This window comes from Synechococcus sp. NB0720_010 (assembly GCF_023078835.1).
GTDB lineage: Bacteria > Cyanobacteriota > Cyanobacteriia > PCC-6307 > Cyanobiaceae > Vulcanococcus.
In genome coordinates this window covers 2,320,764-2,340,262 of sequence record NZ_CP090898.1, presented here as the reverse complement: position 1 = coordinate 2,340,262, position 19,499 = coordinate 2,320,764, and the positions used below count along the sequence as shown (strand labels likewise).

24 protein-coding genes are annotated in these 19,499 nt (G+C 63.9%); 13 read left to right on the top strand and 11 right to left on the bottom strand.

Features of this window, described 5'->3' with window-relative positions:
- Positions 1-28: 28 nt before the first annotated feature.
- Complete coding sequence (locus LY254_RS12980) at positions 29-154, bottom strand: hypothetical protein (RefSeq protein ID WP_256463392.1); 126 nt, start codon at positions 152-154, stop codon at positions 29-31.
- Between the two features lie 153 nt (positions 155-307).
- Positions 308-808 (bottom strand): hypothetical protein, encoded by a 501-nt coding sequence (locus tag LY254_RS12405; RefSeq protein WP_247477557.1) that lies wholly within the window; start codon positions 806-808, stop codon positions 308-310.
- 47 nt (positions 809-855) lie between these two features.
- Here LY254_RS12405 and LY254_RS12400 point away from each other — a divergent pair, with 47 nt between their 5' ends.
- On the top strand, positions 856-2,055 hold the full coding sequence (locus LY254_RS12400; RefSeq protein ID WP_247477556.1) for an FAD/NAD(P)-binding protein: 1,200 nt from the start codon (positions 856-858) through the stop codon (positions 2,053-2,055).
- A gap of 3 nt (positions 2,056-2,058) precedes the next feature.
- On the opposite strand, the gene LY254_RS12395 is transcribed toward LY254_RS12400, so the two are convergent.
- Positions 2,059-2,319: a hypothetical protein gene (locus LY254_RS12395; RefSeq protein ID WP_010315968.1), complete on the bottom strand. Its 261-nt coding sequence runs from the start codon at positions 2,317-2,319 to the stop codon at positions 2,059-2,061.
- A gap of 96 nt (positions 2,320-2,415) precedes the next feature.
- The gene (locus LY254_RS12390) at positions 2,416-2,754 is read right to left on the bottom strand and encodes an ArsR/SmtB family transcription factor (protein ID WP_371820470.1); all 339 of its coding nucleotides are present in this window, start codon (positions 2,752-2,754) and stop codon (positions 2,416-2,418) included.
- 44 nt (positions 2,755-2,798) lie between these two features.
- Here LY254_RS12390 and LY254_RS12385 point away from each other — a divergent pair, with 44 nt between their 5' ends.
- The 5 genes from LY254_RS12385 to LY254_RS12365 all read left to right on the top strand — a co-directional run bounded on the left by LY254_RS12385 (position 2,799) and on the right by LY254_RS12365 (position 6,740).
- Complete coding sequence (locus LY254_RS12385; RefSeq protein ID WP_247477555.1) at positions 2,799-3,404, top strand: bifunctional 2-polyprenyl-6-hydroxyphenol methylase/3-demethylubiquinol 3-O-methyltransferase UbiG; 606 nt, start codon at positions 2,799-2,801, stop codon at positions 3,402-3,404.
- Positions 3,405-3,453: 49 nt separating this feature from the next.
- Positions 3,454-4,575: a rhodanese-like domain-containing protein gene (locus LY254_RS12380; protein ID WP_247477553.1), complete on the top strand. Its 1,122-nt coding sequence runs from the start codon at positions 3,454-3,456 to the stop codon at positions 4,573-4,575.
- Positions 4,576-4,592: 17 nt separating this feature from the next.
- The gene (locus LY254_RS12375; RefSeq protein WP_247477550.1) at positions 4,593-5,114 is read left to right on the top strand and encodes a rhodanese-like domain-containing protein; all 522 of its coding nucleotides are present in this window, start codon (positions 4,593-4,595) and stop codon (positions 5,112-5,114) included.
- A complete protein-coding gene (locus LY254_RS12370) occupies positions 5,111-5,905 on the top strand; it encodes a sulfite exporter TauE/SafE family protein (RefSeq protein ID WP_247477548.1) in 795 nt (264 codons plus the stop codon). The genes LY254_RS12375 and LY254_RS12370 overlap by 4 nt, the downstream gene beginning before the upstream one ends.
- Before the next feature lie 277 nt (positions 5,906-6,182).
- Entirely contained in the window at positions 6,183-6,740 is a 558-nt protein-coding gene (locus LY254_RS12365) for a ferritin (protein ID WP_247477547.1), read from the top strand.
- Here the strand turns inward: LY254_RS12365 and LY254_RS12360 are convergent.
- The 3 genes from LY254_RS12360 to LY254_RS12350 all read right to left on the bottom strand — a co-directional run bounded on the left by LY254_RS12360 (position 6,737) and on the right by LY254_RS12350 (position 8,866).
- Complete coding sequence (locus LY254_RS12360; protein ID WP_247477544.1) at positions 6,737-7,021, bottom strand: hypothetical protein; 285 nt, start codon at positions 7,019-7,021, stop codon at positions 6,737-6,739. The two genes, LY254_RS12365 and LY254_RS12360, sit on opposite strands and share 4 nt — an antisense overlap.
- A gap of 1 nt (position 7,022) precedes the next feature.
- Entirely contained in the window at positions 7,023-7,622 is a 600-nt protein-coding gene (locus LY254_RS12355) for a Crp/Fnr family transcriptional regulator (RefSeq protein ID WP_247477543.1), read from the bottom strand.
- A 173-nt stretch (positions 7,623-7,795) separates the two neighbouring features.
- Positions 7,796-8,866 carry an extracellular solute-binding protein gene (locus LY254_RS12350; RefSeq protein ID WP_247477541.1) on the bottom strand — a complete coding sequence of 357 codons (1,071 nt, stop codon included), beginning with the start codon at positions 8,864-8,866 and terminating at the stop codon, positions 7,796-7,798.
- 121 nt (positions 8,867-8,987) lie between these two features.
- Here LY254_RS12350 and LY254_RS12345 point away from each other — a divergent pair, with 121 nt between their 5' ends.
- Positions 8,988-10,511: an iron ABC transporter permease gene (locus LY254_RS12345; protein WP_247477540.1), complete on the top strand. Its 1,524-nt coding sequence runs from the start codon at positions 8,988-8,990 to the stop codon at positions 10,509-10,511.
- On the opposite strand, the gene LY254_RS12340 is transcribed toward LY254_RS12345, so the two are convergent.
- A complete protein-coding gene (locus LY254_RS12340; protein WP_247477532.1) occupies positions 10,508-11,368 on the bottom strand; it encodes a metallophosphoesterase in 861 nt (286 codons plus the stop codon). The two genes, LY254_RS12345 and LY254_RS12340, sit on opposite strands and share 4 nt — an antisense overlap.
- Before the next feature lie 409 nt (positions 11,369-11,777).
- On the opposite strand from LY254_RS12340, the gene LY254_RS12335 reads away from it, so the two are divergent.
- The 3 genes from LY254_RS12335 (at position 11,778) to LY254_RS12325 (ending at position 14,125) form a co-directional block, all read left to right on the top strand.
- Positions 11,778-12,026: a hypothetical protein gene (locus LY254_RS12335; protein ID WP_156797844.1), complete on the top strand. Its 249-nt coding sequence runs from the start codon at positions 11,778-11,780 to the stop codon at positions 12,024-12,026.
- Positions 12,027-12,392: 366 nt separating this feature from the next.
- Positions 12,393-12,746 (top strand): hypothetical protein, encoded by a 354-nt coding sequence (locus LY254_RS12330; protein ID WP_247477531.1) that lies wholly within the window; start codon positions 12,393-12,395, stop codon positions 12,744-12,746.
- A 56-nt stretch (positions 12,747-12,802) separates the two neighbouring features.
- On the top strand, positions 12,803-14,125 hold the full coding sequence (locus LY254_RS12325) for an NAD(P)/FAD-dependent oxidoreductase (protein WP_247477529.1): 1,323 nt from the start codon (positions 12,803-12,805) through the stop codon (positions 14,123-14,125).
- Here the strand turns inward: LY254_RS12325 and LY254_RS12320 are convergent.
- From LY254_RS12320 to LY254_RS12310, 3 genes are read right to left on the bottom strand one after another with little or no spacing between them, the layout of a single operon-like run.
- Positions 14,106-15,413 carry a chloride channel protein gene (locus tag LY254_RS12320; RefSeq protein ID WP_247477528.1) on the bottom strand — a complete coding sequence of 436 codons (1,308 nt, stop codon included), beginning with the start codon at positions 15,411-15,413 and terminating at the stop codon, positions 14,106-14,108. The genes LY254_RS12325 and LY254_RS12320 overlap by 20 nt on opposite strands.
- 43 nt (positions 15,414-15,456) lie before the next feature.
- Entirely contained in the window at positions 15,457-16,170 is a 714-nt protein-coding gene (locus LY254_RS12315; RefSeq protein WP_247477527.1) for a hypothetical protein, read from the bottom strand.
- Positions 16,171-16,193: 23 nt separating this feature from the next.
- Positions 16,194-16,997 carry an SDR family NAD(P)-dependent oxidoreductase gene (locus tag LY254_RS12310; protein WP_247477525.1) on the bottom strand — a complete coding sequence of 268 codons (804 nt, stop codon included), beginning with the start codon at positions 16,995-16,997 and terminating at the stop codon, positions 16,194-16,196.
- A 110-nt stretch (positions 16,998-17,107) separates the two neighbouring features.
- Here LY254_RS12310 and LY254_RS12305 point away from each other — a divergent pair, with 110 nt between their 5' ends.
- From LY254_RS12305 to LY254_RS12295, 3 genes are read left to right on the top strand one after another with little or no spacing between them, the layout of a single operon-like run.
- Positions 17,108-17,569: a cupin domain-containing protein gene (locus LY254_RS12305; protein ID WP_247477524.1), complete on the top strand. Its 462-nt coding sequence runs from the start codon at positions 17,108-17,110 to the stop codon at positions 17,567-17,569.
- A complete protein-coding gene (locus LY254_RS12300; RefSeq protein ID WP_247477523.1) occupies positions 17,566-18,477 on the top strand; it encodes an SMP-30/gluconolactonase/LRE family protein in 912 nt (303 codons plus the stop codon). The genes LY254_RS12305 and LY254_RS12300 overlap by 4 nt, the downstream gene beginning before the upstream one ends.
- Positions 18,474-19,451 carry a VOC family protein gene (locus tag LY254_RS12295; protein WP_247477521.1) on the top strand — a complete coding sequence of 326 codons (978 nt, stop codon included), beginning with the start codon at positions 18,474-18,476 and terminating at the stop codon, positions 19,449-19,451. Before LY254_RS12300 ends, LY254_RS12295 begins: the two co-directional genes overlap by 4 nt.
- Positions 19,452-19,499 lie beyond the last annotated feature (48 nt).

Below are 19,499 nucleotides of genomic sequence, written 5' to 3'. Positions count from 1 at the left end.
GAAGCGACAGCGCCTCCACCCTGCCCGGTCAGAGGAACCCCTGGGAAGCAGGAGTGCGTTGCTGCTGGATCGGAGCGCGGGGATTCCAGGCGGCGAAGAACGCCGCCAAGGCAACCAGGGCGATCAAGCCAACGCGCCAGGGTTGACGGGACATGCCCGAGAGCCTGGGCATTGGCCCCCGTCCCCGCTGGGCGACGCCATCGAGGGGCGTGCCACACCTCCCGCAGACCATCCGGCCTCCCAAGCTTCGGTCGGATTTCACCGACCAACTGCCGCAGCGGGGGCACCCCATCGAGCCAAGGACCGTTCAACTCAGCCCATGTTGACCAGGAAGCCGCCACTGGGCCAGGCCACCCCCACGCCCTCGAGCCGCCAGCCAACCGGAGGCATCGCGGCCAATCAAGGCAAAGAACGGCGTCCGCTGGGGAGCCGGAGCCGGCAAGGCACGCTCCCACCACTGCCGCCCAGCGACCCTCAAACCCATCCGCAGAAATTGGAACTGCAGCAGAGGACGGCGCCCCTTGAGGGCTCCAGGACCTTCAAAAAACAGTTCAACGGCGCCCAGCCGCACGCTGTTGCGCAGCTGCAACGCGCCGGCCTCCTCGCGGATCTCCAGCTGAGCCGCCAGTCCCCGCAACAGCACCCCTGAGAACTGGGACGCCTGGAGTCGCCCCTTCGGCCAGACCTGCTCCAACTGCCAGCAACCGACCAGATCAGCGGCCTCAAGGCCCGTTCCCTCCGATCGGGCTCGCCCCTCGAGGGCAAGCAACGCCTCGGCCGTGATGGATTGATCAATCCCTTCCGCCACGACAGCCCAAGCAAAGACCCAGCATGGTCAGGCTCTGGTCGATTCCGTTGCCCTCCTCGCTCCCGCGCACTGATCTCGCCATCGTCGGCGCAGGAGTCTCGGGCTGTGCGCTGGCGGCCTCGCTGCGCCGGCGCGGCTGGCGCGGATCCATGGAACTCCTGGAAATCGGGCGCGGTCCCGCGGGCCGAGCGGCCACCCGCTACTCGCGCCAAGACCCGGACCTACGGATCAACCATGGGGCCCCGCTCTTCAACATCCGAGCCCAGACGCCGCCAGAGCTGCTTCAGGCACTCGAGCAACGGGAGGTCATCAGCCCCTTCCGCGGATCCATTCAGAGCCTCGATGGGCAACGGTCACTGGGCCCTGCCATTGACGATGGCTTCAGCGACGGGCAGCTCTGGCAGGGCCGCGGAGGAATGGATGCCCTCGCCGCTGGACTGCTGGAGCTGGCCGAGGCAGAGGGCGGAGTCCTGAGCAGGCGCTTTGGAACCCTTGTGCGCCACCTGAGGCCCGAACGCTCCAAAACCGGTCTGCGCTGGACTTTGGAAAACAGCAGCGGGGAAGCCTTGGTCGAGGCCCGCTGGCTGGTCCTCAGCGGAACACTGCTGGCCCATCCCCGCTGTCAGCAGGTCTTTGGCTGGGACGGTATTCCGCTAGAGCAGGCAGCCGAAAGCCTGGCTGATCCCCAGCTCAACGCTGCGCAGGCCCAGCTGGCTTCGATCGAGGGCCAGGCCAGCTGCAATCTGTTGCTAACCCTTCCGCCGGAGCAGGCCAGCGCCTGGTTGGCACTGCCCTGGCAAGTTCTGCAATGCACCCCCTCGGCCCAGGAGCGTTGGGGACTGCGACGCATCAGCATCCAACCCCTGGCCGGCGGGCGCTGTGCCGTGGTCGCTGAATCCAGTCCCGCCTTCGCCGCGGCCCATCTCCATGTCTACGGATCGCGCTCATCGGCCGCTCAACTGCTCGGCGCCAAGCCGGATCCCTCGGATGAAAGGCGGGTGCTAGATGCCCTGACCCAGGCCCTGACGGATCTCAGCGGACAAACCCTGGGTGACGCACCAAGGCAACTGATGCGTTGGGGAGCCGCCTTCCCGCTGGCTCCAGGACTGGACCCCGGCCACAGCTGCTGCCCGGAAAGTGCCATCGGCTTCTGCGGGGACAGCCTCGCTGGGGACGGCTTTGGCCGGATCGAGGGTGCTCTATTGAGTGCCGAAGACCTGGCCACACAACTGATGAAGCAGCTCTAGGGCTTAGGCCGCGACGGACGAGCGGCGGCGCGCGGAGCTCACCGGCATGGTCAGGTGACGCTTGGCCTGCCAGACCGACTGGGCGGCATCAAACAGGGTGTTCTGCACATCCCAGACGAAACGCTGAACCCGAACCTGGGACTCACGCCGCTGCGGCAGCAAGTCTGAGAAGGCTGCCGCGTGGCAGAGATCGACAAGCATCGCGACTTCTTCGCGGCTCATCGTGATCTGGACGTTGTCCTCAGACCGGTGCGTGACCTGCATCGCCCCTTTAACCGAAGAAAACCAACCTACGCCGATTACCGCTGATCAAACAGAAATCAAGGGGCGCTTAAGCATTGAGAACAGAAAACGCAACTCTCAGGCCGACTGGAGCTGATCCAGCTGGGCCTGAAGTCGTTGCTTGAGACGGTTTTGAACCAAGGCGCACAGGTCATCGACCAAATCGCCCTCCGCCTGCCAGATCGTTCGAGTCCCCTCACGCTCACAGCGGACCAGACCCGCGCGCTGCAACTGACCGAGCTGCCGGCTGATGTGGGACTGGGAAAAACCGGTGGCCTCAATCAAGGCCGCGACATCAATGGGCCCCTGCTTGAGATGGCAGAGCAGCTGCAGCCGCGCCGGCTCACTCAGCAGCCGAAAGAACTGGCTGTACTCCTCCAGCAACTCCTGGGAGGGCATTGCACCTGCGGCGCCCATTGCAATGCTGTATGACGATAAACGCATTATGCCTGGCCTCGCCAATGAATCAGGAGTTCTGGGATCAGCGCTTCCGCGAGAGCCACTACGCCTACGGCACAGAGCCCAACGACTTCCTGAGAGCCAAGGCGGCCTCCCTCTCCCCTGGAGACGCCCTCTGCCTGGCGGAAGGGGGAGGGCGAAACGCCGTCCACCTGGCCAAACAGGGGCACCGCGTCACCGCCCAAGACCTCAGCCCCGTCGGCCTGGAAATGGCCCAACAGCTCGCCGAGACCCAGGGAGTGACGCTGCACTGCCGCTGCGGGGACCTGCGAGACTTCAGCCCCGAGCCCGAGAGCGTCGACCTGATCGTCGCCATCTGGATGCACCTCGAACCCGAACTCCGGGCCCTGGTGCACCGGCGCGCCGTTGCAGCGCTCAAACCTGGAGGGCACCTGATCCTTGAGGCCTACAACCCGGCGCAACTCAACCGAGGGACCGGCGGGCCGCCCAACCCGGCGCTACTGATCACAGCGGCCCAGCTGGAAGCCGAGCTCCAGGGACTGACCTGGCTCGAACTCCAGGAAACCGAACGCTGGATCGAGGAAGGCCCCTTCCACCAGGGCCAGAGCGCTGTGGTTCAAGCCTTTGGCCGAAAACAGGGCGCGTGATCACAAAGGCTTTATGCGTGTATAGTCATACAAGCCTGAAGCGGAGTCCATGGCCTCCATCGCGCCCTCCCCGGTCGCGCTCTCTGATGCAGCCGGTGGGCAACCCCTGCTGCATCGCCAACTCTTCGACGCGACAACGGGGACCTACACCTATCTGCTGGCCGATGTCACCTCCGGCGAGGGCGTGATCATCGATCCGGTGTTTGAACAACACGACCGAGATCTCTCCTTCATTCGCGAGCTGGGAATCCAGCTGGTCGCCAGCCTCGATACCCACGCCCACGCGGATCACGTCACCGGCAGCTGGCTGATGCAGCAAGCCACCGGCTGCGCCATTGGCCTCGCCCAGTCCGCCCGCGCCCAAAACGTCACCCTGCCCCTCGAGCACGGGGACCACGTGGCCTTTGGCAGCCGCCACCTGCAGGTGCGCAGCACCCCGGGGCATACCGATGGGTGTGTCACCTACGTCCTGGACGACCAATCCGCCGCCTTCACCGGCGACGCCCTCTTGGTTCGCGGCTGCGGGCGCTGCGACTTCCAGCAGGGTGACCCCCACACCCTCTGGCGCTCCATCACCGAGCAGATCTTCAGCCTGCCCAACAGCTGCCTGCTCTACCCAGGCCACGACTACACCGGCCGAACCCTCACCTCAGTGGCCGAGGAGAAAGCCTTCAACGCGCGCCTCGGCGGTGGTGCCGATGAACGGGACTTCGTGGGTCACATGACCAACATGAAGCTGCCCCACCCGGGCAAGATCGCCATCGCCCTTCCCGGGAACATGCGCTCGGGTCAGCCCCGCGACGAGCAACCCGCTCAGCACTGGGCACCGGTTCAGCGCAGCTTCGCAGGGCTCCCCGAGCTCCCCCCCAGCTGGCTGGCGGAACATCGCAACGCGGTGACCGTGCTGGATGTCCGCTCGGAGGACGAAGTCGAGGGCCCCGATGGCCGGATCGAAACCAGCCTGCACATTCCCCTGCAGGACCTGGAGCAGCGCCAAACAGAGCTACCCAGCGACCGTCCCCTCGTTGTGGTCTGCCATGCGGGGAGCCGATCGGCCTTGGCCACCCAACAGCTCCTGAAGGCCGGCTTCGATCGCGTCGCGAATCTGCGCGGCGGGCTCCTGCGCTGGAGCGATGAGGGCTACCCACTCGTGGGCTCCATCCACCACTAATCACCCCACCCACTCCCATGACCCACACCCAACCGATCAGCGCCCACGACCTGGCCGATCAACTCGCCGCCAAGCGCATCAGCGTGATTGATGTGCGTGAACCGATGGAGTTCGCCAGCGGTCACATCGCCGGCAGCCTGAACGTGCCGCTCAACCGCCTGCTGCAGGCGGATCTTCCCCAGGGCCCCCTGGTGCTGGTCTGCCAAAGCGGCAACCGCAGCAACCGCGCCCTCGGGCAACTCATGGCCCAGGGGCACCCCCACCCGCTCAGTGAGCTGCAGGGGGGACTCCCCACCTGGCAGGGGGCCGGCTTCCCCGTGCGCAAACTCAAAAACGCACCCCTGCCCCTGATGCGTCAGGTGCAAATTGCCGCCGGTTCACTGGTGCTGCTGGGCCTGATCCTCAGCAACACCGTCGCCCCCGGCTGGATTGCGCTGACCTGGTTCGTTGGCGCTGGCCTGACCTTTGCCGGCGTCAGCGGCTTCTGTGGCATGGCCCGCCTGCTGGCCGTCATGCCCTGGAACCGGGTCTCCCTGTGATCAGCCTGATCCTGCTGGGACTGGGGGGCGGCCTGATCGGCTTTCTGCTCTCCGTCCTCGGGGCAGGGGGCTCCATCCTGCTGCTGCCTCTCTTGGTCAGCGGCGCCGCTCTGCCGACCAAGGAGGCCGTGCCGCTCTCCTTGATCGTCGTGATGATCCTGGCGCTGGCCAACCTGGGGCCCTACCTCCGCCGCGGCCAATTCGCCCCCAGGCCCGCCCTACTGCTGGGACTCCCGGCCCTCGCCGGCAGCTGGATCGGCGGGAGCTGGGTCAAGGCCGGACTAATCCCTGAGGCGGTTCAACTCAGCGTCTTTGCCGCCGCCGCCGTCCTGGCCTCCTGGCTGCTCCTACGTCCAGCCCCGGCAGGCGGCCGCGCGGCGTCCGAAGCTCTGCTGCTGCCGCAGGGTCTGTTGGTGGGTCTACTGACGGGCATCGCCGGCGTCGGCGGAGGGTTCGCCATCGTTCCGGCCCTGGTGCTGTTGGCCGGTCTACCGATGGCCCTCGCCAGCGGCACTAGCCTGCTGCTGATCGCCGTCAATGGGTTGGTGGCCTTGGCTGCCCTGGGCCACTGGCCGCAGGCCAGCCTTCCGCTCCTCATTCCGCTGCTGGCGGGCGGAGCCGCGGGCGCGGTGGCCGGCCAATGGCTGGCTCCTCACCTCAGCGATCGCCATCTACGGCGGGGCTTCTCCTTATTACTGATTGCCTCAGCCGTCCTGACCGGCGCAGAGGCCTGGAAACGGCAGCCGGCGGGCGAATCCCCTCGGGCCGACCTGATCCGCCCTGGGAGCTAGTCCCGGCCGCAACGACACTTCCCGCCTTTCCACTTCGAGCACTTCTTCTGCTTGCAACCCTTCTTTTTGGCGCAGGCCTGGAGCCTGCCCTCAGGCTGGACAGGCAGATCCGAGGAGGGGCCAATGGATGGGGCCATCAGGGTCGAACCGTGCAGGATCGCAATGCAGTCATCTTATTGCAATCGATTCTCTTTTGCGCAAGCGAGTTGATTGTCAGCATTGATTTGCGCCAGACCAGCTGAGCCCGTAGCTTGCGGCCAACTCCCCACGGCCCCCCATGACCCAATCAATCGCCCGCGGCCCCGCCGGGCGGGCCGTGGCCCAACCGATGGCCCCTGATCTCCTCGGGGCGCTGCAGGAGCACCTGACCATGGAGCGCCAAGCCAGTGCGGCCTACTGGGCCCTGGCGATCTGGTTCGCCGAACGCGGGCTGCGGGGCTTCAGCAGCTTCTTGAAACAGGAGTCCAGCGAGGAGCAGCACCACGCCGGCCTGTTCGCGGATTACCTGATTGCCCGGGGCCAGGCGGTCACGCTGGAACCCCTCACAGCACCGCGCCAGAGCTGGACCAGCGTCGAAGAGGTCTTCCAAGGCATCTTCCAAATGGAGGCCGAGGTCACCACCTCCCTGCATCAGCTCTATGCCATGGCCGAGCGCAGCGGCGATGTGCGCACGACCGTCTTCCTCGATCCCCTCGTGCAGAGCCAGATCGACTCAGAAAACCAAGCGGCACATCTGCTGGATCGCATCAGCTTCTCCCATTCCGACCCAGCCGCCCTGCTGGTGATCGACGGAGAACTCACCGCCGGCCAAAGCGCACCGGCCTCCGTCGCCTAAGAACTGGGTAGGGGCCGCCTGCAGAGCTCCTGAAACAGCGACAGCGTCAAGCGATCAACCGCCACGGGCGCGGACTGCAGCCACTGGCCCAGTCGCCTGAGCTCAGCCAGGCGCAAAAACAGCTGCTCCGATTCCCGCTGCAAGCGCCGGCACAGAGCAGGGTTTTGACAGCGCGCCTGGTCTGCATCGATGCGAACCAAACGCGACCGCAACCCTTCCGCCTCCCGGCAGAGACAGCCCAGGGCATCCACCGAGACGCCGGCCTCACAAGGGCACTGCATTTCAGAACCCCCCAGCCAGAGGAGCGGAATCCACCAGGGCTGGAGCCAGGCGGAAGCCAGCCTCACCCAATGGCGCCTCCAGCAGCTCGGCCTGACGGAACTTCGAGATCATCCGGGTGGTAGTCACCCGGGTCGCACCGATCAACTCACCGATCCGGTCATGGGTAAGGCGGAAAGGGAGATCGCACCAATCGCCGCAGCGGCGACCCAGGCGATGGACCAAGAGGCTCAAGAGAGCATGCAACCGCTGCTCAGCCGTGCCCAGGTGGCGAATGCGCAGCAGCTGCAGGGTCCACTCATTGACCGGGTCAAAGCCGCCAGCCCCCACAGCCTTGGCATCGCTGCTGAAGACCAACGGAGTCAAGGCCTCCACGCACACACCCTCACTGCAGAGCCGATCGGTGCGGAGCTGATCGCCGGGCTGGAGGAAGGCCAGGGTCATCCCCTCGGTCTCCTCACAGGGGCAATAGACGCGAGCCATGCCCTCGAGCACCTCGATGCAGCTGCCACCGGCATGCAAAGCAGGATCGAGCAAGACGGTTTGGCCGACCGGCATCCGCACGGCACTGGCAGGGGCGTCAGGGAGAAAGCGGAAGGACATGACCCCCGAAAACGGGCTAGTTGCGAATGCGTCGCAAGATAAACAAGAAACCCCGCCTTTTGCAAGCGATTCTCAATAGCAGTTCCTAGCTGCAAATGGAGCGCGGGCCGCGCAACAAAAAAGCCAGCCGCGCAGGGCGGCTGGCCGAGTCCTTGCGCTCTTGCGCCAGGGCGTCAGCGCCAACCGCTGGACTGCATCAAGGCCACCGCCGCCTTGTTCTTGGCACCCATCTGCTGGGCCGAGACCCCGTCGGCCTTAAACGTGCCCAGGCGCTTGAGCACCGCGTTATTGCCAAAGCCCCGCAGCGGATATTCGTTGTTGGCTTCCGCATAACCGCGACCTCCACTGGGTGACGCCAAGAACTCGATCAACTTCAGCGCCGCCTCGGGGTTCTTCGCGGTTTTGACCACCCCGGCACCGGTGATGTTCACGTGGGCGGGATTGGGGAAGAGAACCTTCACTCGGTCGGCCAGCTTCTGGTCGGAGGAGCCGTTACCGCCAGCCAGCATCCGGGCGACGTAATAGGAGTTGACCAGACCAACGCCGCACTGGCCATTGGCGACGGCGCGAATCAGGGGGGTATCGGAACTGAAGTAGGGCTGCGTGACGTTGGCGGTCATGGCCTTCACCCATGCCGCAGCCTGTTGATCGCCGCGCAGGATCATCTGGTCAGCGACCAGCGATTGGTTGTAGACGCTCTTGCGATTGCGCAGGCACAGCTTGCCTTTCAAGGCCGGATTGGCCAGGTCGGCGTAGGTGCGGATGCTGCCCGGGTTCACCGCCTTGGGGTTCACCACCACCACGCGAACCCGACGCGTCAGGCCAAACCAGAGCCCCTTGGAGTCCCGCAGGTTCGCAGGCACGTCGCGGCTGAGCGAGACCGAGCGACTGGGGCGAAACAGACCCGCGCCTGCAGCCTTGTCCAGGCGCGCCGCATCGGCCAACACCAGAACATCGGCTGGGCTGTTGGATCCTTCGCGTTTAATCCGCTCGATCAAGGCGTCATCCTTCGCCTCAAGCAAGCGGACCTTGATCCCCGTCTTCTGGGTGAATTGCTTGTAGAGCGCCTTGTCGGTGTTGTAGTGGCGGCCCGAATAGACGCCAATTTCCTGACTGTTGGCCTTCGCCAGGGAGGTCAGGACAGCCGCACCGGCGGTGACGCCGAGCAGAGCAGCCGCTGCCAGGCGCTCAGGTGCGATGAAGGAACGAAGACGCTGAAACGCCAAGACCGAATCAAAGAGCACTGGCGGAACTATGCCCAGGCCCGATCCCCTCTGCCGCGGGGTTGATCATTGGCCACCCGCATCTGTGACATTCATCACATCCCTTCCCCGTAGGCTTTGCGCCGCAGCCTCAGGCAAAGCATTGGCACGGGGACAACTGCCACAGCGAAGCCTGCTGGGCGCCGGAGTCCTGCTGATTTGCGCAGCGGCCCTCGCCCCGGTCCTCGGCCTGGCCTGGTTTGCCCTCAGCGGCGGCGGCATCGAGAGTTGGGGCCTGGGTGATGAAGGCCCGGTTCAGGTGCGCAACACCCTGGCCCTGGTGCTCCTGGTCGGGGGGCTGGCCGCCGCACTAGGCACCGGAACGGGCTGGCTGACGGCCCGCTGTGACTTCCCCGGGCGCCGCTGGTTGCGGGTGGCGCAGCTGCTGCCCCTGGCCACGCCGAGCTATCTGCTGGCGGCCACCTTGATCGACCTGGGCAGTCGATTTGGCCAGCGCATCCATGGCTTCAACCCCACCCTGGCGGTGATGGTGCTGAGCACCTACAGCTATGTCTTCCTGCTCTCGACCGAGAGCTTCTCGGTGAGCGGCAAACGGCAGCTAGAGGCCTGCCGCAGCCTCGGAGTCGGCCCCTGGGGCAGCTTTTGGCGCGTGGCCCTGCCCATGGCCCTGCCCTCGATTGGAGCCGGGGTGGCGCTCACGGGCATGGAGGTGGTGAACGAGCTGGGAGCGGTGCAACTGCTCGGGGTCCCGACCCTCTCCTCCGGGATCCTGATGCGCTGGCAGCAAGAGGGGGATCCCCAAGCCGCTGTCGCTCTGGCCCTGATGGCCCTGGTGATCGTGGGCCTCCTGGTCGGAGCGGAGCGCACCCTGCGGCGCCGTAGCCGCTGCTGGACCATCAGCGGCGGCGGCGAGCCCGAACAGCGCTGGCGGCTTCAGGGGCATCAGCGCTGGCTCAGTCAATTGTTTTGCCTGGCCCCTCCCCTGCTGAGCCTTGGCCTGCCCTTGGTTTGGGCCCTGCTGAGTTGGGACCAGCTCCAGAGCGAAGACAGCGCGGAACTGCTCGAGCTGGGTCTCCGTTCCTTTGGCCTGGCCCTGGTGGCCGCCGTCCTGACGGTGGTCGTCAGCCTGGTGCTCTCCATTGCCAAACGCTGGATTCCCAATGCCGGCATTCGGCGCCTGAGCTTTGCCGCTGGCCTGGGCTACGCCATTCCGGGCACCGTTCTGGCCCTCGCCCTGATGCTGATTGGTGGCCCCTTGGCCCTGGCCCCTCTGCTGCTGCTGGTCTGGGGCTACGTCGATCGCTTCCTAGCGGTCTCCAAAGGCGGCCTCGACGCGGCCCTGGAGCGCATTCCCCCGAGCATCGATGAGGCCGCCACCTCCCTGGGCCAGAGCTGGGGGGGCGTGCTGCAGCGCATCCATCTCCCCCTGCTGCGGGGACCGCTGCTGATGGGGAGCCTGCTGGTCTTTGTCGACACGGTGAAGGAACTGCCGCTGACCTTTGCGCTCAGGCCCTTTGACTTCGACACCCTGGCCGTTCGCGTCTATCAGTACGCCAGCGATGAGCGAGTCGGGGCGGCCCTGATCCCAGCCCTGCTGATCTTGAGCATGGGCCTGATCGCCGCCGCCGCCTTGATCCCGAGCCTGGATCGACTGGAGCAGCGCTAGCGGCGAGCGACGACGCCCTGATCGATCAGCTTTCCGTCACGGTCCCAAGCCCGCACGGTCAGGCTGTTGGGCCCAGCCTCCAGTTCCGCAAAGCTGTAAACGCTCACGGCCTTCGCCGATTGGGGCTTGGCGATCACGGGGCGGAGATAGGCCCCTCCGCCTCCAACGATCAGGTAGGTGATGCCGTCGATCGGCTTGCTGCGCTCGTAGTGGTGTTCATGGCCATTGATGTAGAGCTGCACCCCATGGCGCTGCATCAAGGAGCTCAACTTGCCCCGTAGGCCGGGGTTGTTGCCGTAGAGACCGGAGGAGTAGATCGGGTGATGGCCCACCACCACTTTCCAGGGGGCCTGGCTCTTGGCCAAGGCGGAGCGCAGCCAGGACAACTGGGACGTCCAGGGCGCATTGCCGTTGGTGTCCAGCATGAAAAATTCGACCTCGCCGCGGCGGACGCTGTAGAAGCGCCCCTTCATGCCATAGGGCTTGTAGGCCACCTGGGGATCGCCGTTGGCCGTGCGGATGTCGTGGTTGCCCAGGACTGCGTGGAAGGGGACCTTGGCGGCCAGCAACTCGGCGTAGGGACCAAGGAACGTCGACTGAACCTTGCGAATGTCTCCTGAGGGGTAGATGTTGTCCCCAGCCAGCAGCACCAAGTCCACGGGCTTCCGGCGATGCACCGCCGCCATTTGGGTCCCAACGGCCCGCTGATGGACGTTGCCGCTGCCCACATCGCCCACCGCTAAAAAGCGGGTGGTGCTCAGGGGAGGTGGACTCGCCACCTGGGCCCAACTGTGTCCAGCAGCAACGGTGGCCGTGGCCGCTCCAGCCATGAGCAGCAGCAGCGCGCGACGGTGCATGGCTGGGATCGAGCAAGGTCTCCCCAGGTTGACGCAATCAGGCCGCCGTCCGCTACCGCCGGCTGTGCTTTTTGGCGCACCCCGTCGCATCCTTTGCCGCAGCACCGTCCTCAGCTGGGGCCAGCCTTGGCGGAGCGACACAACCACCATGCTCCGGATCTTTGGAGATCGCCAAAGCCTCTTGGCCGCCCTGAGTTGTCACTGGTCCTATGAACTGATCCAGCTGGATCAACCCTTCCAGCAGCGCTCCAAAACGACTTGGGGGTGCCCCGTCGCAACCAAGAAACAACCGTTGCAGATAGAAGAGTCTGCTCTTGGAAACGCAAGCTCCCAGTGATCAGTGAGCCAGGTGTGAGGGCAGGGTTTCGCTGCAACGGTTGCGCTGAGGGCTGATGCAGTGGTGCTGGGCATGGCCGCTGCGCTCAAGGAAGGGGAGTTTGCTGAAGCGGAGGACATCGTCGGTGGATCCAATCCAACCCGCCGCGGCCAAGATCTGATGAGAGAGTCAACCTGGCGAAAACTGGACGAACGATCAAGACGCGAGCGTGAGCGGCAGATCGAGGCGACCGAATTTGCAGAAGCGATGCAAGGTCGCAAGTCCTGGACGACAGCCCACTACCAAGCAGTTTTCGAATACCTGGAGAAACATTCGCATTGATGGCAACTGTGTGGAGATTGAGACTGCAGTCGATGTATTGAAGAACTAACCACCCGCAAGGATGAGAACGGGCTGGATTGCCATCAGCCAGTGGTTACTCCAAGTCATCAGGACTATCTTGAGGTCACAGCAAAAGCTGCGTGCGTTCATATCCCATTCCAGATTCAGTTCATGCCACACACACATTCCAAGCTGCGGCCAGAGAACACAACCGCAAGCCAGACAAAGCAGCCAAACAAAAGCGTCGACACCAGCCGTCATCAGCAGCGGCCACAGGCCAGCCCCAGGCCAAGCTGCCCTCCGAGCTGGGATGACTTATTGGGACAACGTTGAGCGCCAATCGTCCAATCAGGCTTAACTCAAGCCATGGATAAGCGTTGGCTCGATCTCCGTTGGCCGGTCACCGTGCTCCTACTTGGGGCCATGGGTTTTGTGCTGCTGGCACGAAGCAGCCGGCACCCGATTCAACTCCGCTTGGAGGTGAGCTTCAGCAAGCCGGTGACCGTCGGGGGGACCTTGCAACATGACCTCGTCATGGAGAAGCCGGTGCTGGTCCGCATGAGGGAGGCTGTGCCGATTCAGCTCAGGATGAGTCATCCCAAACCGATCAACGTCGAGATCAGCGAGAAAAAACCGATGCAGGTCCGCGTGGGAGAAGAGAAACCGATGGAGGTTCAAGTTCAACCCGAAGGGTCTGTGAAAGTCCGGCTGGGTCTCTAGGCGCTAAAGCCAGCTTTGAAAACCGTGGATAGTTTGAAGTCAGCACCCACTGGCCGATGGCTCCCGAACGCTTTTTTCTCGAGCTGACCCCTCCGTCTGAATTGCTCAGATCCGCGCCCCATGTGGTGATCGTTGGCGGTGGGTTTGCCGGGCTGCGGGCGGCCCATGTCCTGGCGGGGAAGACCGTTCGCGTCACCCTGATCGACAGGCGCAACTTCAACCTATTCCAGCCCCTGCTTTATCAGGTGGCTTCTGGCCTGGTCTCCCAAACCGATGTGGCCTCCCCCCTGCGGGTGATGTTGGGGGAATCCGAAAACATCCAGATCCTGATGGGGGAAGTGGATGACATCAATACCAAGGACAAGGAGGTGGTCTTCAACAACCGCCGCTACCGCTACGACCATCTCGTTCTGGCCGCAGGAGCGACCAGCAGCTACTTCGGCCATGACGAATGGCGCAGCGAGGCCATTCCGATGAAGACCCTGGAGGATGCCTACGCCATCCGCCGCAAAGTCTTGAACTCCCTCGAGGAGGCCGAGCAAACCCCCGACCCAGAACGCCGCAAGTGGCTGCAATCCGTGGTGGTGATCGGAGGAGGTCCAACCGGCTGCGAACTCGCCGCATCCCTCAACGATCTGATGCGGCACACCCTGGAGCGGGATTTCATGCAGATCGATCCCACCCACTGCAAGGTCACGCTGGTGGACCCAGGCGATCGAGTCCTGCGGGCCATGGATCCGCAGCTCTCAGCCTCGGCTGGCGATCACCTCAAAGCCAAGGGGGTCGAGCTCCTGCTGGGGGGGCGTGTCAAGGACATCAGCGAGGGCAAGGTCGTCATCACCACCAAAGATGGCGAAGTCACCCTGGAGGCCAACACCATCTGCTGGACGGCCGGTGTCGCCGCCTCCCCCCTCGGGAAGCTGCTGGCCGAGCGCACCGGCTGTGAACTCGACCGTGGCGGCCGAGTCGTAGTGGAGCCGGACTTTTCGATCAAAGGGCATGGCGAGATCCGAGTGATCGGAGATCTCTGCAGCTACAGCCATACCCGCGATGGCAAACCCCTGCCTGGGATGGCCGGCCCGGCGGTGCAGATGGGGGGCTGGGTGGCCAAGGACATCCTGGCCCAGTGCCAAAGCCAGCCCAATCCCGCATTTGCGTTCACCGACTTCGGCAGCATGGCGGTGGTCGGACCACTCTTTGCGGTCGCCAACCTGCGGGGCCTCAAACTCAGCGGTCCCCTGGGCTGGGTCCTCTGGGGCCTGGCGCACCTGGCCTTCATGCCCGCCAATGAAAGTCGGTTGACGTTGCTGACCAAATGGCTCTGGATGATTGCCACCCGCGAGCGCTCAGCCCTGGTGATTACGGAGACGTCTTCGTAGCTTCGCCACTCAGGGCATGGAGTGCGTGGTAGATCGGCTTGGCAACGAACTGCCGGCTGACGTAGGCGGCCAGCACGCAAGCCACCAGCAGTCCCGGTAGCAACTGCTGATCTCCCGCCAGTCGAATCCCAAAGAGAATTGACATCACCGGGAGCTGGGTGGCGCCGGACAGTCCAGCCACCATGCCCAAGGCCAAAAAGAGTTGAGGCGAGCCCGCAAGATCGCCGATCACCTGTCCCATGGCCGCGCCAAAGGTGAAGGAGGGATCAATCAATCCGCCGGGGATACCGGTGGAGAGGGCCAAAACCGGACCAATGATCCGCAGCACAAGCGTGAGCAGATCGGTCCACAACCCATGGGGGAGCTCCACCCCATCGGCTGAGCCAAACAGCAACCGCCCCATCAGCAGCTCGCCGTCACCACCTCCCATACCGCCGCTGACCAGCAGGAACAGCGACAGGAACGCTCCGACACCGAGGCCTAAACGAATCGGATAACGGCGCGCCAACGCAACACCCCGACGGGTGCCCGCCAGCAACAGGCGGGCGAAGGCCGCCCCCACCAAACCGCCGAGCAGGCCAACGGGAAGCGCCCAAAGCACCTGCAGCAGTTCCATCGGCTCGACGCCCACGGTGCCCAAGGCAAACATCGGCTGACCGGCCAGGTTGCTGAAGGAGGCGGCCATCCCACTGACGACCAGGGCAGGCCAGATCAGGGTGGAGGAAAAGGCACTGATGAACTCCTCCACCACAAACACCACACCCAAGAGCGGCGTATCGAAACCCCCGGCCAAACCAGCACCGCCGGCCACCGCCAAGAGCTCGGCTTGCCCTAAGCCATAGAACCAATTCGGGAAACGGCGCCGCAAAAAATGGGCGGCCGACGCACCGACCTGCACCACGGGCCCCTCACGGCCGATCGGGATCAGGGCAAGGCTGGCGATTCCCCAAAGGGCCAAGCGCTGCAGGCTGGGTGCCCAGCCCAGCAGCGCCGAGGCTTGGGCTGGATGCTCAATGCTGGTCATGGTCTGGGGGATACCCGAGCCGGCGCCCCGGGCCCAGATTCCCCGTTGCAACAACAGCAGGATCGGCACCACCACCAGCGGCGAACAGGCCAAGGCAAGGGAGGTTGGGGTCCACCCCTCACCACTGAAGGCCGGCAGCAGACCCAGCAGTTGGTCCTGCCAACGATCGAGCATGTTGAAGGGCCAACAGGCCACCCCGACGAGCACACCAAGCAGCGACAACTGCAACAGGTTGCGGATCAGCTCGCGGGTGCGCAGAACCACGGCGGTGCTCTCAAACCGAGCACATGATGCCGCCGAAATCGCGTCAGATCACGGCCCGGTGATGCACACGCCCCAAAATCAAACCAATCAAGATGGCGACGTAGAGCTGCCCACTAATCGTGATCAGGTTCGCTAACACCTGAACCGTGACATCACTCGAACGCAGCACCTCCGTTCCCACAGTGGTAAGCAATGAAAACGAGGCCGCCATCAGGGCTGGAGCCACGGCCACGGTGAGGTCGCCCAGGGCCGAGAGCTGAGGCAGGGATGATTGCAGAAAGGCCGCTGGGTGCAGCACCCAAAGAGCTGTCAACAGCACACCACCAGCCAGACCGACACTGAGGTAACCCGAGGCGGCCCCAAGCACAACCGAGAAGGTCACATAGGGCTCCCGCACCAGAGCCTTGACCTTGCGAATCGCCACCACCAAAAGAAACAGAACCCAGACCATGACATGGGGCAGGGTCAGAATTTTTCCCAGGATTGGCCACCAACGCAGGGCCAGATGCCAGGTGATCTCCAGCACCACCGCGAGCGTCCCCAGGCTGTAGGTCAGGCGTTTACGCCCCAGCGGTGAATAGCGCGCCAAAAACACCATCAACTCGATGGCCAGCAGGCAGAGCATCAAGGACAGCAACCAGGGCACCCGCTGTGCCACCGGCAACAGCAACAGCAACAGGAGTTGCGCCCCCAAGGTGATGCGATAACCGCGATGGCGGCGGCGCATCTGCAGCAGTTGCTCGGGGGTGATCTTCATGACCGCACGGTCAAGGCGTGCCCTTAAAGACCAGGACTGCTCTGCATGATTCCGCCATCGGCAAAGATGCTGGTGGCCGTGATGTAGCTGGCGGCATCGCTCGCCAGGAAAGCCACCACCTTGGCGATCTCATCGGGCTGAGCCATCCGCCCCATCGGGATCGCGGCGTTGAGCTTGGCCAGCAACTCCGGGTTGTTCATCGTCGAGTCGTTGATCGGCGTGGCCACAGCGCCCGGCCCCACATTCACGATCGTCACGCCCTTGGAGGCCAGCTCCACGCCAGCGGTTCGGGTCAACATCCGCACACCACCCTTGGCCACGCAATAGGGGGTGTTATTGGGCATCGGCCAGTCCTCATGCACCGAGGAGATATTGATCACACGGCCGCCACTGCCCTGGGCGATCATCTGCTTGGCGGCGTACTGGGTCGCGAAGAAAACGCCGCGCAGGTTGACATTCAGGACCTTGTCGAAATCCTCTGGCGTGGTGTCCAGAATCGACGTCCTGGTTTCGATACCAGCGTTATTCACCATGACATCGAGGCGGCCATAACGACTCACCGCGGCCTCAACCAAACGCTGCAAATCATCCAACTTGCCCACATCGGCCTGCACCCCATAGGAGCAGCCCCCCAGCTCGCCAATCTCTTGCTCGAGCTCTTCCGTTGCCTCGGGATGGGAGCGGTAGTCGATCACCACCTTGGCGCCAAGGCGGGCCACCGTTTCAACAATCGACTTACCAATTCCGCTGTTGCCGCCCGTCACGATGATCACCTTTCCCTTGAGGAAATTGGAGAGGGTCTCCATGGCGTAGGGATTCGTCGACATGCCGTTTGATCACTCATCCGCAGGGTATGCATGGCGGCGGTAACAGACCACAGCTGACAACCACCAGGACCAAGGACAAGCTGAGCTGGGGCCCACCGCAACAAGAGACCGTGAACAACAGCGACCAAGGCATTGCTCTTGGCTACTGGCACCTTTGGCGTGATGCCGATGGCATCAGTCGACAGACCTACTGCGAGCTCAGCGGTTTTGAGTTGATCCAACTGGGACCGCGCAATACCCCTCTGTTCAACCGGGTGATTGAGAACGAGTTAATGGCCACGGCCGTGGTCCTACCCGTGGGTTGGAAAGCGAGCTGGCATGAAAACCCAGCACCCAAATTGATCTATGTGCTCAAGGGGCGCTGGGCCATCACGAGCATGGATGGCCAGCGCATTGAAGTGGGGCCTGGCGAGTTCTCCTTCGGCGGCGATCAGAACTGCATCACCGATGCCGAGGGACGCTGCGGTCACCTCTCCGAACAACTGGGGGATGAACCCTGCATCCAGATGGCCATCCAACCGCGGGATGAGCGCTGGCTGAATCTGCAACCGGGTTGTTTTGCCCAGCCATGAGCCCGCTTGCTCCTCACTGCGACTGCCTCGACCCGCGCTTCAAGCAGCTGGTGCTCTTCAACGCGGAGCTCGAGCTACTTGCGGAGGGATTTCGCTGGCTGGAGGGTCCGCTCTGGTTTGGAGACCACCACTGCCTTCTGTTTAACGACATCCCCAACAACCGCACGCTGCGCTGGAGCGAACGCGATGGGGTCAGTGTCTTTCGGGAACCCTCTGACTTCGCCAACGGACAAGCCCGTGATGCCGCTGGACGCCTGATCCAATGCCATCACAGCAGTCGCTGTCTCACCCGACTGGAACACGATGGACAGGTGACGACCCTGGTGGATGCGGCCGAAGGTAAACGCCTGAATGCACCGAACGATGTCGTGGTGAAGCGGGATGGATCGATCTGGTTTAGCGATCCCCTCTATGGCCTGCTCAATGACTACGAAGGGGGCCGGCAAGCCTCTGAGCAGCCCGCTGCGCTCTATCGCCTGGACCCTGAAACAGGCGCGCTTGATGCAGTGATCCGCGACCTCGACGGACCGAATGGTCTGGCCTTCTCACCCGATGAGCAGTGGCTGTATGTCGCTGAGACAGGAGCCCCTGACGCCGATGAACCGCGGCAACACATCATTCGCTATCCAGTTGCAGCCGATGGACGCAGCCTGGGACCGGGTCAGTTCTTTCACAAAGTCAATGTCGGCTGGGCCGACGGATTTCAAATCGATGAGCAGGGGAACCTCTGGTGCAGCGCCGGTGATGGCGTGCATGTGATTGCCGCGGATGGAGCGCTCCTCGGAAAAATTCGCGTTCCCCAACGGGTCTCGAACCTCTGCTTTGGCGATCGCTACGGCAGTCGCCTCTTCATCTGTGCCTCGAACCAGCTCTATTCCCTCTTCACAAACACCCGAGGTACCCGATGACTCCCCAGATCAAAAGCATCGGCTTCAGCTGCTCAGATGCCAACCGCCTCAGCGCGTTCTACGAAACACACCTCGGCTTCAGCCCGGTGGCCGCGTTCGACATCGACGCCGGTCCCTACGCGGAGCTCATCGGCCTGCCTGGAAGCCGCTTGCGCCTGCACCAACTCCAACTCGGCCAGGAGCGTTTGGAGTTCACCGAGGTCCTGGAACTAGGCCCAGGACTGCCCCCAGGGCGTCCGATTCAGCAGGATTCCAGAAGTTGCGATCTCTGGTTTCAGCACATCTGCATCGTGGTCTCCGACATGGCGAAGGCGGCGGAGCCGATCACGGCCCAGGTGCAGGCCGGTGCGCTTCAGCCCATCTCCACTGGTCCGCAAACGTTGCCGCAGTGGAACCAAGGGGCGGCTGGAATTCAGGCCTACAAATTCCACGACCCCGAAGGGCACTGCCTTGAGCTGCTGCAGTTCCCAGGGGGCAAAGGCGATGCCCGCTGGCATCCCAACACGCCTGCCGGGACCTTCCTTGGCATCGACCACAGCGCCATTGCCAACGCCAACACCGAACGCAGCACTGCGTTCTATGGAGACCTCCTAGGCCTGCGCTTCGGCGGTGATGGGGTGAACCATGGCCTGGAGCAGGACCGGCTGGATGGTCTGGAGGGAACGCGGGTCCACATCAGTTCCCACCGCTGCCCTGAGGGAGCGGGGGTGGAATGCCTGAACTACATCGAGCCCACCGGGGGGAGGCCCCTGCCGGTCGATCAATCCGCGGCAGACCTGGCCCACTGGCAGATCCGTCTTGAGGTCGCAGAGCTCGATGCCATCAGCCAACGTCTCGAGTCCTTTGGCGGCTCGCACGTGTCCGACGGAGTGCAGACGCTGAACAGCGAGCAGGCGGCGCTCTTGGGTTTCCAGCGGGGATTGCAGGTGCGCGATCCAGACGGCCACCAGCTGCAGTTAATCAGCGTGGATTAAGCGCGGCCGGTTTCGGTTGTGATGTCTAGTTTTCGGGAAGTCACGGAA

Excerpts from the sequence above, each read along its gene's own strand:
- LY254_RS12980 (WP_256463392.1), bottom strand. The coding sequence starts at position 154 with ATGTCCCGTCAACCCTGGCGCGTTGGCTTGATCGCCCTGGTTGCCTTG.
- LY254_RS12395 (WP_010315968.1), bottom strand. The coding sequence starts at position 2,319 with ATGCAGGTCACGCACCGGTCTGAGGACAACGTCCAGATCACGATGAGC.
- LY254_RS12390 (WP_371820470.1), bottom strand. The coding sequence starts at position 2,754 with ATGGGCGCCGCAGGTGCAATGCCCTCCCAGGAGTTGCTGGAGGAGTAC.
- LY254_RS12385 (WP_247477555.1), top strand. The coding sequence starts at position 2,799 with ATGAATCAGGAGTTCTGGGATCAGCGCTTCCGCGAGAGCCACTACGCC.
- LY254_RS12380 (WP_247477553.1), top strand. The coding sequence starts at position 3,454 with ATGGCCTCCATCGCGCCCTCCCCGGTCGCGCTCTCTGATGCAGCCGGT.
- LY254_RS12375 (WP_247477550.1), top strand. The coding sequence starts at position 4,593 with ATGACCCACACCCAACCGATCAGCGCCCACGACCTGGCCGATCAACTC.
- LY254_RS12365 (WP_247477547.1), top strand. The coding sequence starts at position 6,183 with ATGACCCAATCAATCGCCCGCGGCCCCGCCGGGCGGGCCGTGGCCCAA.
- LY254_RS12360 (WP_247477544.1), bottom strand. The coding sequence starts at position 7,021 with ATGCAGTGCCCTTGTGAGGCCGGCGTCTCGGTGGATGCCCTGGGCTGT.
- LY254_RS12355 (WP_247477543.1), bottom strand. The coding sequence starts at position 7,622 with ATGTCCTTCCGCTTTCTCCCTGACGCCCCTGCCAGTGCCGTGCGGATG.
- LY254_RS12340 (WP_247477532.1), bottom strand. The coding sequence starts at position 11,368 with ATGCACCGTCGCGCGCTGCTGCTGCTCATGGCTGGAGCGGCCACGGCC.
- LY254_RS12335 (WP_156797844.1), top strand. The coding sequence starts at position 11,778 with ATGGCCGCTGCGCTCAAGGAAGGGGAGTTTGCTGAAGCGGAGGACATC.
- LY254_RS12330 (WP_247477531.1), top strand. The coding sequence starts at position 12,393 with ATGGATAAGCGTTGGCTCGATCTCCGTTGGCCGGTCACCGTGCTCCTA.
- LY254_RS12325 (WP_247477529.1), top strand. The coding sequence starts at position 12,803 with ATGGCTCCCGAACGCTTTTTTCTCGAGCTGACCCCTCCGTCTGAATTG.
- LY254_RS12315 (WP_247477527.1), bottom strand. The coding sequence starts at position 16,170 with ATGAAGATCACCCCCGAGCAACTGCTGCAGATGCGCCGCCGCCATCGC.
- LY254_RS12310 (WP_247477525.1), bottom strand. The coding sequence starts at position 16,997 with ATGTCGACGAATCCCTACGCCATGGAGACCCTCTCCAATTTCCTCAAG.
- LY254_RS12300 (WP_247477523.1), top strand. The coding sequence starts at position 17,566 with ATGAGCCCGCTTGCTCCTCACTGCGACTGCCTCGACCCGCGCTTCAAG.
- LY254_RS12295 (WP_247477521.1), top strand. The coding sequence starts at position 18,474 with ATGACTCCCCAGATCAAAAGCATCGGCTTCAGCTGCTCAGATGCCAAC.